At 38.0% G+C, this 15,289-nt stretch carries 14 protein-coding genes and 1 riboswitch; of the genes, 6 read left to right on the forward strand and 8 right to left on the reverse strand.

Going from position 1 to position 15,289, the window contains the following annotated elements; all coding sequences use genetic code 11:
* Positions 1-753: 753 nt before the first annotated feature.
* From OEZ61_RS07165 to OEZ61_RS07185, 5 genes are all read left to right on the forward strand, one after another.
* Positions 754-1,728: an AEC family transporter gene (locus OEZ61_RS07165; protein ID WP_034530698.1), complete on the forward strand. Its 975-nt coding sequence runs from the start codon at positions 754-756 to the stop codon at positions 1,726-1,728.
* 520 nt (positions 1,729-2,248) lie between these two features.
* Positions 2,249-3,574 (forward strand): SLC45 family MFS transporter, encoded by a 1,326-nt coding sequence (locus OEZ61_RS07170; RefSeq protein WP_290047266.1) that lies wholly within the window; start codon positions 2,249-2,251, stop codon positions 3,572-3,574.
* 20 nt (positions 3,575-3,594) lie between these two features.
* Positions 3,595-5,796 (forward strand): glycosyl hydrolase family 65 protein, encoded by a 2,202-nt coding sequence (locus OEZ61_RS07175; protein ID WP_290047260.1) that lies wholly within the window; start codon positions 3,595-3,597, stop codon positions 5,794-5,796.
* Between the two features lie 2 nt (positions 5,797-5,798).
* Entirely contained in the window at positions 5,799-6,464 is a 666-nt protein-coding gene (gene pgmB / locus OEZ61_RS07180) for a beta-phosphoglucomutase (protein ID WP_034533854.1), read from the forward strand.
* Between the two features lie 134 nt (positions 6,465-6,598).
* On the forward strand, positions 6,599-7,543 hold the full coding sequence (locus OEZ61_RS07185) for a hypothetical protein (RefSeq protein WP_290047261.1): 945 nt from the start codon (positions 6,599-6,601) through the stop codon (positions 7,541-7,543).
* A 20-nt stretch (positions 7,544-7,563) separates the two neighbouring features.
* Here the strand turns inward: OEZ61_RS07185 and thiM are convergent, their stop codons facing one another.
* From thiM to OEZ61_RS07210, 5 genes are all read right to left on the reverse strand, one after another.
* Positions 7,564-8,340, reverse strand: a complete 777-nt coding sequence (gene thiM, locus OEZ61_RS07190; protein ID WP_290047262.1) for a hydroxyethylthiazole kinase — start codon at positions 8,338-8,340, stop codon at positions 7,564-7,566.
* Positions 8,340-8,981 carry a thiamine phosphate synthase gene (gene thiE, locus OEZ61_RS07195; protein WP_250233062.1) on the reverse strand — a complete coding sequence of 214 codons (642 nt, stop codon included), beginning with the start codon at positions 8,979-8,981 and terminating at the stop codon, positions 8,340-8,342. Before thiE ends, thiM begins: the two co-directional genes overlap by 1 nt.
* Positions 8,968-9,780: a bifunctional hydroxymethylpyrimidine kinase/phosphomethylpyrimidine kinase gene (gene thiD / locus OEZ61_RS07200; protein ID WP_290047263.1), complete on the reverse strand. Its 813-nt coding sequence runs from the start codon at positions 9,778-9,780 to the stop codon at positions 8,968-8,970. Before thiD ends, thiE begins: the two co-directional genes overlap by 14 nt.
* Entirely contained in the window at positions 9,773-10,480 is a 708-nt protein-coding gene (gene tenA / locus OEZ61_RS07205) for a thiaminase II (RefSeq protein WP_290047264.1), read from the reverse strand. Before tenA ends, thiD begins: the two co-directional genes overlap by 8 nt.
* A gap of 106 nt (positions 10,481-10,586) precedes the next feature.
* Positions 10,587-10,679: riboswitch (TPP riboswitch) on the reverse strand.
* A 103-nt stretch (positions 10,680-10,782) separates the two neighbouring features.
* Entirely contained in the window at positions 10,783-11,901 is a 1,119-nt protein-coding gene (locus OEZ61_RS07210; RefSeq protein WP_034533866.1) for an SEC10/PgrA surface exclusion domain-containing protein, read from the reverse strand.
* A 121-nt stretch (positions 11,902-12,022) separates the two neighbouring features.
* On the opposite strand from OEZ61_RS07210, the gene OEZ61_RS07215 reads away from it, so the two are divergent.
* Complete coding sequence (locus tag OEZ61_RS07215; RefSeq protein ID WP_034533869.1) at positions 12,023-12,613, forward strand: L,D-transpeptidase; 591 nt, start codon at positions 12,023-12,025, stop codon at positions 12,611-12,613.
* Between the two features lie 44 nt (positions 12,614-12,657).
* Here OEZ61_RS07215 and OEZ61_RS07220 read toward each other — a convergent pair whose 3' ends face one another.
* The 3 genes from OEZ61_RS07220 to OEZ61_RS07230 form a co-directional block, all read right to left on the reverse strand.
* On the reverse strand, positions 12,658-12,849 hold the full coding sequence (locus tag OEZ61_RS07220; protein ID WP_034530717.1) for a hypothetical protein: 192 nt from the start codon (positions 12,847-12,849) through the stop codon (positions 12,658-12,660).
* 14 nt (positions 12,850-12,863) lie between these two features.
* On the reverse strand, positions 12,864-13,397 hold the full coding sequence (locus OEZ61_RS07225; protein WP_034530719.1) for a GNAT family N-acetyltransferase: 534 nt from the start codon (positions 13,395-13,397) through the stop codon (positions 12,864-12,866).
* A 129-nt stretch (positions 13,398-13,526) separates the two neighbouring features.
* Complete coding sequence (locus OEZ61_RS07230) at positions 13,527-14,705, reverse strand: acetyl-CoA C-acetyltransferase (protein ID WP_290047265.1); 1,179 nt, start codon at positions 14,703-14,705, stop codon at positions 13,527-13,529.
* Between the last annotated feature and the right edge of the window lie 584 nt (positions 14,706-15,289).

Raw genomic sequence — 15,289 nt, forward strand, 5'->3', positions numbered from 1 at the left:
TAATAAACGAATACTAACAAAATTAGGCAACCAATCACCTGTAGAATACAGAAAATCAGTTGCCCAATTAAATAGTTAGAAAGCTGCTTTTATTTATTTGTTCAAAATAATAGTTGCAGTTCCTTATGCTATGGCTTTTATTATGTATAAAAGATCTAAAAAAAGAGCCGCTTCAATTTCAATTAAGAAGCGACTCTTTTTTTGTGAGATATACAAAAACAAACTTTTATTCTTTAACAAAAAAGTACCCCAAAGATAAAATCTTCAAAGTACTTTAGTTAGTGAGCTGTGATGCTTTGAACACCATCTTCTCAGCAAAGGACTGAGTGCTTTTACCTTAAGCTAACAGCTCAAAATATTAAGTTTGTCTGTGAGATGTAACCTCAAGCGACATATAATATTAAACCATATCTATTTATTTTATGCAACATTTTTTTGAGAAAAAATTGAAAATTAGCTATAATTTTATCAAAAGGTGAAAAACTAGGGGGGATTAGATGCTAGTGATCGGAATGATTATCATGGTAATTGTATTATTTATTATTTCTACATTATCCACTGTGTTAGTAATTTCTTTAAAAAACAAGCATAAAAAAGACGACAAAGATTAATACGACGGTCTTTTGCTAGTTGATATAAAAAATATTTATAATGAACTTATCCTTTGACTATATCTTTAAATGTGTTTTATAGTACTTATCGTGTTTTAAATTAAGCAATAATTATTTTTAATATCAAATAGGAGGATTCATAATGGGAGTATTTATTAACTCAATCCAAAGTGTCCTTGTTGTTGTTCTAATTATGTTATTAGGATATGTATTAAGAAAAACCGGTTGGTTTGCAGATACATTCAGCAAGAACATTTCTAAATTAATCAAAAACATCGCCTTACCAGCTTCAATTTTTGTAGCGGTGTTAAGTCGTCTAACTAGAGGTAAGCTTGTAAGTTTCGGTAGCTACCTAATCTGGGGTATTATCTCAGTTGTTATCGGTTACCTAATTGCATTTGCACTAGTTAAAATCATGAAGGTTAGACCAGGTCGTCGTGGTGTATTTATTAACGCTATTGTTAATGCCAACACTATCTTCATTGGTTTACCATTGAACATTGCCTTATTCGGTGACAAGTCAATGACTTACTTCTTGGTATACTACATCATCAATACTGTTTCTACTTGGGCATTTGGTGTCTTCTTAATCAGTAATGATGATCCTACTAAGTCAGGTCAACCAAAAGAACACCACAAGATTAACTGGAAACAAGTTATTCCAATGCCACTTGTTGGTTTCTTGGTTGCATTAGTATTCTTACTACTAAACATTCCAGTACTAAAGGTACCTTTCTTATCACAAACACTATCATACGTTGGTAGTTTAGTTACTCCACTATCACTAATCTACATTGGTATTGTATTAGCTGATGCTGGTCTAAAGAGTATCTCATTCGACCGTGACACTGTTGTTGCATTATTAGGTCGTTTCGTATTGGCTCCAGTTGTTATGATTGCTATCCTAACTGCTGCTGCTCATGGTGGTGTATCACTACCAACAATGTTTAGCCAAACTATGATTGTTCAATCAGCTACTCCAATGCTAGCTGTATTACCAATCCTAGCTGCTGAATCACACGGGGATGTTAAGTACGCTACAAACATTGTAACTACTTCAACTGTATTGTTCATCGTTGTTATTCCTATCTTGATGACAATCGTTCAATACATCTAATAAATATAAGAAACGTTGGAATTATTCCAACGTTTTTTTATTATATATAACAAAATTGACAAGTGCGGGTAGTTAGCCTAAACTTTAGATAAATTAAATGCGGGAGCAAAGAAGGAAATTCATATGTTTGAAAAGATTTGTTACACATTAATGGTAATCGCCGTTATTATTATAGCCATAGTATATTTTGTATGTTATTAAAAAATAAGAGGAGCTGACGTTTGTCAGCTCCTTTTTTATTAATAGGAGAAAAATCTTACAGTGCCGATCCGTTAAAAGATTCGGCTTTTTTTGTGCACAAAATATAAGCATAAGAATAATTAATGGATTAATTAATCTCCCGCTAAAGTATATAAAAAATATTTTATACCTTTATAAATTCTTAACAAAAAAACGCTAGCTAATTAAAAAAATATCGAATATAATTTGATTATCGATTAGTAAAGCGTTTACATTATTATCGCTATAGTAATCATAGCCACTAAAGAATCATATTAATAAAGGAGAGTGAGCTATTATGATGTCCAAACTAAAATTACCAAAACTATCGAGGTTCCAATTATTTAATATTACCTTCGGTTATTTTGGTTTAAACATGGCGTTCTTTTTACAAACATCTCAAATGAGTAGAATTTTCCAAACTATTGGGGCTGACCCTAATAAGTTAGGTTGGTTCTTCATCCTACCACCATTGGCAGGGATGATTGTTCAACCAATCGTTGGAAAGAGATCAGACAAAACGTGGAACCGTTTTGGTAGAAGATTGCCATACTTGATTATGGGTTCTATTATTTCTGCAATTGTTTTAATCGTTTTACCAAACGTTGGATCGCTAGGTTTAGGTTATGGATCATTAGCCGCTTTACTATTTGGTGCGGTTACTATCATGCTTCTAGACGTTTCATCAAACATGTGTCAACAACCATTCAGAATGATTATCGGTGACATGGTTAACGCAGACCAAGAAGACAAAGCATGGTCATTCCAAAACATTTACTCAAACGCAGGGGGAATGCTAGCTGCAATCCTACCATTCGTAATCACTGCAATTGGTTTTTCAAACATTGCTCCTAAAGGTGAAGTTCCAACAACTGTAAAAATTGCCTTTTACATTGGAGCAGTCGTAATCGCTGCAACTACTATCTACACTGTTGTAAACGTTAAAGAATACGACCCAGTAGAATACGCAAAATACCACGACATTGAAGAAGACAGTAAAGAAAAAGCACCAAGTCTATGGGAATTAGTAAAGACTGCTCCTAAGATCTTCTGGGAATTATTAGCAGTTATGATGTTCTCATTCATCTCAGTTCAATTTGTATGGACTTACAGCACTGGTGCATTAGCAGAAAACATTTGGCACACAACTAACCCTGCTAGCGCAGGATTCCAAGCAGCTGGTAACTGGAACGGGGTATTAACATTCGTTCAATCACTAGCCGGAGTTCTATGGGGTACATTCGTTTTAGCTCGTCTAAAACCAAGCCAAAGAAGAAAAATCCTATTCATCTCACTAGTATTAGGTGGATTAGGTCTAATCATGATGTACTTTGTAACTTCAAAGATGCTATCAATCGTTCCATTCACACTATTTGGAATTATGTACATCACAATCGGAACAGAAGCATTTGCAATGATTACAGGTGCTGTTAAAGGTAAGAACGAAGGTGCTTACCTAGGACTATTCAACTGGCAAATTTGTATCCCACAAATTGTCGCTTCAGTTTCTAGTTTCGCAATCTTCCCAATGCTACACGGATCAATGAGTGCAATGCTATTCCTAGCTGGAATCTGCGCACTAATTGCTGCCGGAACAGTATTCTTTGTAAAACCAGTTAAAGAATAATTAAAGGAGTTGAATTAAAAATGACTAAAGACATTAAATTAAGACTAAAAGACGTGAGTTCAAGTAATCCGGGCAACCTAGAAGCTGTGTTCTCATTCGGTAATGGTCACTTTGGGGTTCGTTCAACTAACCCAATTGAATCAAACGCAGTAGAAGGAACACTTGTAAATGGTTTCTTCGAATACAGTCCAATCACATACGGAGAAGCTGCTGCTTACTACCCAAAGAGGAATGAAACAATCGTTTCTCTTCCTAACTTGAGAAAAATTCGCGTCTTTGATGACGGTCATGGCGAATTCACTCATTCTAAACTAGTAGATATGCAATTAGATTTATCTAACGGTAAATTGGTTGAAGAATATGAATTAAGTAACGACAAGAAACAAACAATTAAAATGAATGTCACTTCAGCAATCGATCAAAGAGAAGTTCACTTCTACGGCATTGAATATGCTTTTGAAGCTGGAACTTACAAGGGTGACATCTACATCGATAAGAGTTTTGTCCTAGAAGAAGCAAAGGCTGAAGCAGGCGACGACATCGATGACCCAAGAAAGACTAGAGAATTAAAATCAATCAAACGTGAAGTGGTTGCTACTGACGACTTATCACAAACAATCGCCATTAGTACTGCTGAATCACAACAACGCATTGAAATTACTGCTTACGGTTTTAACAACGAAAGTCCACTAACTAAAAAACTAGCACTAGTCGACGAACCAAAAGTTGGCTACGGATTTATCGTTGGTGAAAAGAATGAAGCAGGTGACTTTGCTAAAGAAGACTTTGCCACAATTAAGGAAAACAGTGCTAGTTTCTGGCATGACACTTGGCAAAACGGTGAGGTTTCAATCGCCGGAAACGACGAATTAAACCTAGCTCTTCACTACAACATCTTCCAATTAAACCAAGCTACTGGTCGTGACGGTAAGACAAACATCGCTGCCAAAGGTTTAACAGGACCAGGTTATGAAGGTCACACTTTTTGGGACACTGAAATGTACATGATTCCTTACTTCATCTACACAAATCCAGAAATTGCCAAGAAACTATTGGTATACCGTTACAACACTCTAAGCTTTGCACGTACACGTGCTCGTGAATTGGGTGTTAACCAAGGTGCGCTATTCGCATGGCGTTCCATCAACGGTGAAGAAACTTCCGCATACTACCCAGCAAGTACTGCCGCTTACCACTTAGACGGAGACATTGCATATGCCATCGGTAACTACTACCAAGCAACTCATGACATGGCATTCTTAAAGGACTATGGTTTTGAAATGTTACTAGAAACTGCTCGTTTCTTCAGAGAATTCGGTACGTGGGCAAAGAGAGAGAACAAGACAGTATTCGAATTCCACACAGTAACTGGACCAGACGAATACACTGCAATGGTTGATAACAACTACTTTACTAACAGAATGGCGCAAAACAACTTCAACTTGGCATACAAGTTAGGACTAGTGTTAATGGAAGAAGATCCAGAAGGATTCAGCAAACTAGGTGCTTCAGTTGAAGAATTAGAATCATTCAAGGACATCGCTGAAAGGATTTACTTCCCATTCAACGACGAATACCAAATTAACGCTCAAGATGACACATTCTTCAGCAAGGCAATCTGGCCATTCGACGAAACACCAAAGGACAAATACCCATTACTATTGCACTACCACCCACTAAACATCTACAGATACCAAGTGAACAAGCAAGCAGATACTGTTTTAGCGGACCTATTATTCCCAGAAACAATTGATGATGATCAACTAAGAAGAGAATTCGATTACTACGAAAAAATTACTACTCATGACTCATCATTATCACGCTCAATCTTCAGTGCGTTAGCTGCGCGTATGGGTGACATGAAGAAGGCCTACAGCTACTTCTCAGACACTGTTCGTATGGATTTAACTGATTTACAAGGAAACACTGAAGATGGTTTACACTTGGCAAACCTAGGTGGAAGCTGGCTAAGTGTGGTTCAAGGTTTCGCAGGGATGCAAGTAACTTCAGCCGGCGAATTAAAGATTATCCCACATCTACCAATTGAATGGGATGGCTTTGAATTCAGAATTGTCTTTAACGGCAGATTATTAAACATCAACATTGTTGATGGTAAAACAACAATCAAGTTGGTTGATGGTCAACCAATGAACATCATTGTAAACAACAAGTCATACAAACTAGAAAAAGCAACACTAGAAATCCTATCAAAGGGGGAATAGACATGGGATTAGACAAGATTAAAGGTTTCATTTTTGACCTGGACGGTGTTATCTCCAACACCTCTGTTTTACACAGTAAGGCATGGAAACAAATTGCCGATAAAGTCGGCACGCCATGGAATGACAAGTTAGCCGAAGACCTAAAGGGTGTGGACCGCATGGACTCATTGAATCTGATTTTGGATCGCGGTAACTTACAAGGAAAATACACTGAAGAAGACAAGCTGGCACTAGCACAGGAAAAAAACGATAACTACCTAAACCTAGTTGATCAAATGTCACCAGCCGATATTCTTCCTGGTATCAAGGAATTCTTGGACAGTTTACGTGATAATGGCTATTTAATCGCTTTAGCATCTGCTTCCAAGAATGCACCAACTGTTTTGGAAAAACTTCAATTAAGTGAATACTTTGAAAAGGTGGTTAACCCGGCTTTATTGAGTAAGGGTAAACCAGATCCAGAAATCTACACTAAGGGTGCTGAAATCTTGGACCTAGCTCCAGAACAATGCATCGGAATTGAAGATGCGGAAGTCGGTATTGCTGCTATCAATGGTGCCGGTGAGACTTCCATCGGAATCGGTAGTGCCGACATCCTAAAGGATGCTGATATCGTGTTTGCCTCAACTGATGAACTAACACTAGCTAATATCGAAAAAGCACTATAAAAATAAAAAGGACTGACGTTTGTCAGTCTTTTTTATATGAATGTATAGATATATACAATAAGATTATCAATATTTTAAACAAATAAGCTTCTATAATGCTATATGGTATATGTGTAATACATAGTATTTGGAGGTTGGTTATTATTAAATGGATTGATAAAGGTTTTAAATGGGTTGATAATCAAGTTGATTTATTGACGAAAAAAAGGGATTTTGAAGCTGAACACATAATAATAATGTTATTAGCCATAACGTTTATTAGTTTTTGTATTGGTATCGGGATTATTCGTACTTTTTTTAATAAATGGTACTATTTATTATTTATTTTTTCGATAATAATCATATCAACATCATTATGTATTAGTATATATGTTGCATTTAAAACGTTTAAAAGATTAATGACGTCAGATAACTCATGGAAAGACATGATTTGTTTTAAGGCAACTATCGTTTGCGATTTTATATTGATTGTTATTATAACTATTAATAGTATTTGTGGAGATGTTTTTAATAAAAACCATGTTTCTTTCTACATTTTTTCAATGTTAACTTGGTATGAACTATGGGTTATTTCATGGTTCTTAGATAAAATAGTTATTGTACCAAAATATAACAATATCACGAAATATAAAGTTAAAATAATAGTTTGGAAATTTATATTTATGATATTGGTTTCTGTTATATTATATTTAATGAACTTAAGTGATACATTAACAATTTTTTCAATTGTCTTTACCATCATCATTTCAATGCTTGACTATAAAATGTTGCATGTCTTAATCGAAATATTTAGCTATAAAAGATTAAGAAGACAACAAAGAATTAAATTGAAACGCTATTGTCGTGAAAAACTAATACCTATAAAAATATATATTTATTTGATTGAAATTTCGTATATAATCGCTAATAGTTTTGTTCCACCTGTAGTAAGACTATTCGAGAAAATGAATAATAATTTCTTTTACTATAATAGACCTAGTTTAATTGTTATTCTATCATCAGCAGCTTTTTCAATTCTATACTTTATTATTTCGAGACTTGTTAGAGACATCATAAATGATGAAAATAAAAAGGACTGACGTTTGTCAGTCCTTTTTGTTTAGCCTAGTTTTTGAAACTCAGTGATTTCTTCGTCGGTTAGTTGGTATAAGGTATTAAATACAGTTGATAGGAATGAATATGGTAGGTTGTCGGTAATTCCACCGGCAATTTCTCCGGCAATGCTTAGGATACTAGATGCAAGCACGGCGGAATCTAAACTGTTGTCGACTGCTAGACAGGCCCCTAGGATACCGTCTAACATATCGCCACAACCAACGTTAACGGCAAAGTAGTGATGACCGTTTTTAACTTCTACGGTTTTACTACCATCTGAGATCACATCAGTAACACCTGATAGTAATGTGATACAGTCAAACTTCTTAGCGACTGTTTCTGCGATTTGATGTAAGTCACCGTCACCGTTTCCGGCGTCGATACCTTGGGCGTTCCATTCGATGTCGGCGAGAAATGCTAACTCACCGGCGTTACCACGAACACCGTCGAAATTGACTTCCTTAGCTACCTTAGCGAAGTTATTTTGACGTAACTTGGATGCGCCAATCGCAACGGGATCAATGACGACAGGGATGCCTTTTTGGTTGGCGTACTTTCCAGCTGCAATTGATTTTTCAACGTCGGCATCGTTTGATGAACCCATGTTGATGACTAGGGCATTTGAGATGTTGACTAGGTCGCTTGCTTCCTTGATGTCGTCGAACATGATTGGTGACGCCCCGATGAAGTTGATGGCATCGGCCACGTGTTGTGGTGTTACCATGTTTGAGATGTTTAAAATGATTGGTGAGTTTTCTCTGATTTGTTTGATAGTAGTCATTATGCATTCCCCTTTAGACGATTAATGGTTTGTTGGATATCGGAACTATCGATGATATCTGAGATGACTGAGACACCGTCGACGTTGGTAGTTAGCACCGCCTTGGCGTTATCTTCCTTGATGCCACCAATGGCAACGGCTGGATGAGTAGATTCTTGGTATAAACGGTTTAGTTCATCGATACCGATTGCTGGTTTCACCTTTAACTTGGATTGAGTCGCAAAGATGGGACCAATTCCGATGTAGTCTAGTGAATCGACATTGTTGGCAGCTCTGACATCATCTAGGGTGTGGGTAGATAGTCCGATAATCTTGTTTTGACATTCCGCGATGACGCGTTCAATCTTGGTGTCGTCTTGACCGACGTGGATTCCATCAGCATTAATTTCCTTCATCAAATCGATATCGTCATCGATGATGTATGGCACGTTATACTTGGCGGTGATTTCCTTTAGTTGAATCGCCACCTGTAGTTTTTCCGCATCGGATAGGGTAGAACGGTCTTTTTCGCGGTATTGAAACATGGTAATTCCGTTCTTACATGCACCCTCTACGATTTGGATTAGTTTGTCGACGTCGCCGCCAACGTTTTGACTACCCGCAATGAAGTAGACGGCTAGTTGTTCTTTAGCGAATTTCATCTTCAGCCCCCCAGTGATTTAGTGGTCCATGACCATGTCCGACAATGATTTCTGATTGTAGGATGGTATCAATGTAGCGTTTACCTTCGATGATGGCTTCCTTGATGGATGCCCCCTTGGATAGGTTAGCGACGATTGCGGATGATAGGGTGTCGCCAGTTCCGTGTTTTCTCGCGGTGTCGTACTTTTTACTTTCGATGGTAAAACTAATTCCGCTTTCTAGTAGGACGTAATCGGAAAGGGTATCACCTTGTTGGTGGCCACCCTTGATGATGACGTTCTTGGCACCCAGTTGTTGAATGTGCGCAGCAGCTGCAATCACATCGTCATTGGTTTCAATCTTCTTACCATATATAACCTCAGCTTCAGGAAGGTTAGGGGTCACGATGTCGGCGATTGGCATTAGTTTATGGATGATGGCGTCGATACCCGAATCGTCTAATAACCTAGCGCCACCCTTGGCAACCATGACCGGGTCGACGACGATGGGGTGAATGTTGTGTTCATTAATGTTTGCGACGACGGCTTCGACACGTTTTTGGTCAAACAAGGCACCGGTTTTGGCAGCCTTGATGTCGAAATCATCGTATAGTGAGTTAAACTGTGCGTTGATCATTTCAACGGGAGTGGGTAGGACGGATTGCACACCCAATGTGTTTTGGGCGGTCAAACCAACCACGACATTGGTAGCAAAGACATGGTGTTCTTGCATCGTTTTGATGTCAGCTTGCATACCGGCTCCACCACCGGAATCTGAACCGGCAATCGTTAGTGCTTCAGGGACTTTTTTACTATTCATGATGACTACCTCCATGAATGATGTCGGCAAAACGCCAGTCTTGTTGGTAGAAGGCTTGTTCCCAGAATTCCCATTCTAATTCGGTACTCTTTAGGAAGAAGCCTTTGGCCTCATTGATTTCTTCTTCTGACATGTCCTTGGATAGTTCATTTAACATGTTAAAGAGCTTTTGGGTTATTCCACCATCTGCATCTTCATTGTCAGATAGGTAGAAATCAATCCAACTCTTAAACTGGTTGTCTTCGGTGTTTTTCCCTGTGGCAGTTAGTTGTTTGGCAATTTCATTGTATGTCCATGGGCATGGTAGTAGCGCACAGATGATGTTGGCCAGACTACCGGTTCTTACGGCACGATACATATGTGATTGGTATAGGTAAGCCTTAGGGCTTGGGGTAGCGTGTTGCAAACTTTCGTATGTAACGTTAGCGATATCGCAAAAGACGTGGTGAGGGTGAATCTCACTGTTTAAAATAAAATCGATGTTTTCAGCGAAAAAGCGCATGTCCTCTCTGCCCTTTAGGATGGGGATGATACTAGCGTAAATTTTGATGAACTCAGATAAGTATTGAAAATCTTGTTGAACATAAAATTTTAATGCTGCATCGTCGACGTGACCGTCACCGATACCTTTAACAAACGGGTGGTCAAAGATGGCTTCCAAAATTGGGTTAGCTTCTTTGACTAGTTGATGTGAAAACATGAAACAATACCTCCAGTTTGCTGCCGTAAATAAAAAATACCCTCCCACACGACGGTGGAAGGGTACACTTGGATAGACTAAGTCTAATTCTAATTCTAATTCTTTACTTGGAGTGCGCCTGACTTCCTTCGCTAGTGTTAACTAGATCAGGTTCAATGGGTGTAATCTCAGCCGAAAAACGGCACCCCAGTGGACAGCATTTTTATATTTAATTCATGTATAAGTATATCTGTTTTGAACTATTTGTAAACATGATAATTTTGCTAAACAAAAAAGACGCCGTCATAGCGTCTTTTTATTTTTTATTGATAAATTTCGAAGTGAATTTGGCCCATCTTATCAATTGAAACACCGAATTCTTGTTTAGCGGAACTATCGAAACCAATTCCTAGGAAGTTGGCAGCGTGGCCCCAATCAGAAGATGCGTCGTCAAACATCATGGCACAGATGGCACCGTAGATGCTTTCCTTAACGTTAGCCATAGTAACTGGTCCATTGATGTATGAGTTAGTTAGTAGTGAACCAGCGATGTTTTCACCGTAGGCAGAGAAACTGTTAGCGGCGAAGACGTCATCTAGGACAGAGACATCGTGACCACCTTTTTTAGTAAAGTCCCAATTATCGTTGTTGTAGCCGATGGCAACATCAGTGGCAGCCTTTAGAGCACGTTCGGTAACGGTTAGGTCTTGGGTGTATGGGTAGTTGTTAGCTAGCTTGTGTCTTAAATCATTCACAAGGTTAGCTGCATATTGTGATAGTTGACGTTGTTGGTCATTACTAATGTTGTTGATGTTGACCTTGGCGTTAATGTCGGCGGTGCTTGGGTGGAATGTGTTAATTTGACGGCTTTGGTCAATTGATTCGTCTGAAGCGGTACCTTGGACCATCTTCTTGGTGTTGGCATTGAAACTAAATAGGTAACCGGCAGGGATGTTTAGCGTGTCAGATGCGTTAGGAGTAGCGTGATCGTCTGATGGGTAGTTAAAACCATCAACGGATTGGTAGTAGTTAGAATCGGTAGTCTTCTTGTTGCTGGTAGCTACCGGAGAAGTAGTGCTTACAATCACTTTTTTGGCGTTGTTTTTTTTATTAACTACCTTTTTAGGGGCCTTCTTCTTAGTAGCTACCTTCTTTTTTGCTTTGGTAACTTTTCTAGTTTTCTTTGGGTGCTTCTTCTTGGCCTTGGTAGTCTTTTTAGCGTGTTTCTTTACGGCCTTTTTCTTCTTAGTGGTCTTTTTGTGTTTAGCCTTAGAAGTTTTCTTAGCCTTCTTGGATTTTTTAGCTTTTTTGGCGGGCTTTTTCTTGTGACGAGTTTGCTTGGTAGTTTGCGCATTAGCGGCTAGGTGGGTTTCACTGATGCTTCCGGCAAACAACATGACAGTCATAACGAGTAGTAGTGAAAATGCTTTTAGTTTTCGCATAACGATATCTCCTTAGTTTGTACGAATGTTTTTATAAATATAACTATACCAAATGTTTTTAATAATGGAATTGATTTTCACTTTGTGTTTTAATTAAGTCAAAGACAAGGGGAGATATTTAATGACTAAATTTAAACGTGCATTTGCAATGATTATTGCTGCCGTCATTGTGGCATTAGGATTAACAGCTTGCGGCCAATCTACCTCAAAATCGACTGCGAACAAGAATACTACTACCAATCTATCGGCACAAGCCTCAGTAAGGCCTTCAAAGAATGCTTGGAAGCACTCTTCTGAAAAGAAGGCTTACCCAAATATGAAACTATCAAAGAAGAACTGGCTAGATGTTTCAATTAAGAAACAACGTGTCTATGTTATGAACAAGGCGGGCAAGGTTTTATACACCATGCTATGCTCAACTGGAAATGACGATGGTACCCCACGCGGTACATTCCACATTCAAAAAGAACGTGGTAGTCACTTCTACAACGCATCATCCAAGGAAGGTGCCAACTACTGGACTTCATTTAAGGATCACGGAATCTACCTATTCCATTCCGTTCCCGTAAACAAGGCTGGTAAGTATTTAATGAAGGATGCCCATGAACTAGGCAAGGTTGCCAACTCACATGGTTGCGTTCGTTTATCAATTCCAGACGCTAAATGGATCAACAGCTCAGTACCAACCGGCACTAAGGTTGTTATTCACTAATTAAACCAAACAAAAAAGACGTTCATCATAATGAACGTCTTTTTTTAATGCAATGTACTTACATCGATTAGGATTAATACCAAGATGATGGTAATTCCTAGGATGGTTGCTACATATTTATTTTTAAATGATTGATGCTTGCGGTATAAGAAAAATAGCAAAGTCAATAGGGCTAAAACACCAATCGCATACATAATAATCAGTTTGATTTGAACTGATAGGTCGTCTGCTAGCATGTGAGCACCTTCTATTATTTAGTTAATAGTTGGTATGCAAATCTAGCAGTCCATGGATGACCATTTTCTCGCATATGGATAATTCCACGTTTTTCAAAACCGTTAGAAGTGATAACGTGTTGCATACCTTTGTTTTCAGGATGAGTGTCGATTCTGATATCCTTGTAACCTAATACACGTGAAACGGTGATTAAGCTACTAACCAGTTTTTCAGATAGGTGTTGTCCACGGAACTCATTTGAGATGGCAACTCTGTGAATCGCTGCGTAGTGAGCTTCAGAACCGTTAACCCAATCGCCTTCTTCAATCTTTAGGTAATTTGGATCAATTCCTTGATGAATTGTTGCAGTTCCGGCGACTTGGCCGTCAGTGATTAACACGTAGTTGATTCCATCTTTAACGTCTTTAACTAAATCTTCGTCAGCTGGGTAACCATGTTGCCATTGATCAATTCCTTGTTCGTGTAGGTACTTGATTGCTGAGTGAATGATATCTAAGATTGCTGGTAAATCTTCTTCAGTTGATTTCTTTAAGTATGTTGCGGGCATTTTTACACTTCCTTTATGAAAATTATAAGTAAAAAGTATATAGAAAAACGCTGCATTTTGCAACGTTTGTAAATTAAGCCTATTCATAGCATACTACAATGACACTTTTAGTAAACTAATTAGAATTATCTATAGTAGTGTAATTTTCATGGCCATTCCCATACCACCACCGATACAGATGGTAGCTAGACCGCTTTTTTTGTTAGTGCGTTGTAGGTTATAGATTAATGAACCGACAATTCGCGCACCGGAATCACCTAGGGGATGTCCCATTGAGATGGCACCACCAGAGATGTTAAGTTTGTCCATATCGATATTGTAGTCGTGAGCAACCGCTAGGACTTGAGCAGCGAATGCTTCATTTAGTTCGACTAGGTCGATATCATCCATAGTGATGTTTAGTTTATCAAACAATGACTTGGTAGCGTCATATGGAGCGTATCCCATGTAGTCAGGATCACATCCTGCTTCGGCATAGCCATCGATGACCGCTAGTGGTTTGACATTCAAACGCTTAGCGGCTGATTCACTCATTAGGACTAAAGCAGATGCACCGTCGTTTAGACTAGCCGCGTTTCCGGCAGTCACAGTTCCTTCTTCCTTGAAGGCAGGACGTAGTTTGTTAAGGACTTCAATAGAAGTATCACGACGAATGTTTTCATCTTCCTTCATAATATAAGAAGATTTTCTGTTTTTGATTTCAATTGGTACTAGCTCTTTGTCAAAGTATCCATTATCAAATGCTTTGGCAGCCTTCATATGAGATTGGTAGGCGAACTCGTCTTGTTCTTCTCTTGAAACGTTGAACTTTTCAGCAACGTTTTCTGCGGTAACTCCCATTGGTTGTTTGTTAAAAGCATCCATTAAAGCGTCGTTGTTTAATGAATCAACTAGAGTAACATTACCAAACTTGTGACCGGATCTAACGTCCATGTTTAGAAATGGAGCATTGGACATGCTTTCCACTCCACCAGCAATCACGACGTCAGCGTCACCCATCACGATGGCAGCTTGAGCATTGCGGACAGCCTTTAGTCCGGAACCACATACTTGGTTAACTGTATTGGCAGTACTACAGTAGGGGATGTTTGAATTAATTTCGATTTGTCTTGAGATGTTTTGACCAGCACCTGCTTGGATGACATTTCCAAACACGACTTGATCTACATCAGAAGGTTTAATGTTTGCTTGTTCAATTACAGCCTTGGTAACAATGGTTCCTAAATCCACAGAAGTGAAGTTCTTTAGGGCACCGTTTATCTTACCAATCGGTGTTCTCTTGGCAGCAGCAATCACGACTTTTTCCATATAATAGTAAAACTCCTTTAATATTATCTATAAGAAATAGTATAACGATTATTCTATTTAATTCTATTATAAAGAATAAAACTAAAAAGTTTAATAAAGTTTGAAAAAGTTATTGACCACAGTGTTTATAATTGGTATTATTATATCCGTTGTCATTTTTGAGATAACAATAAAATTTAATCGAAACAAATAATAAAAAGTTGTTGACTTGACGGTTTGAATTTGATATTATTGTTTCTGCTGTTGAAAAAGTTGATCGTTAATTTCGATTGAAAATAAGCAAAAAAAGTTGTTGACTTTTACTTGCTAAGATGGCATAATAGTTATTGTTGTCATCGCGATTGAGCGACTTTTGATAACAAGGTTGATAAAAATTAATTATAAAAAGTTGTTGACATTAAGTTAACGGTCTGATATAATTAAATAGCTGGTTGATTTAATCAGCAATCAACAAATCGGTAGATCTTTGAAAACTGAACAAGATTGATAATCGATGATGTGTAAGGAACTTACAACTTGGTTGTAAGAATTAAACATTGCGAAGTCAATTCGCTTATAAAATAACAATTTATTCAGAAGAGCTA

Origin of the sequence: Apilactobacillus sp. EABW-1NA, from assembly GCF_030398685.1 — a bacterium.
GTDB lineage: Bacteria > Bacillota > Bacilli > Lactobacillales > Lactobacillaceae > Apilactobacillus > Apilactobacillus waqarii.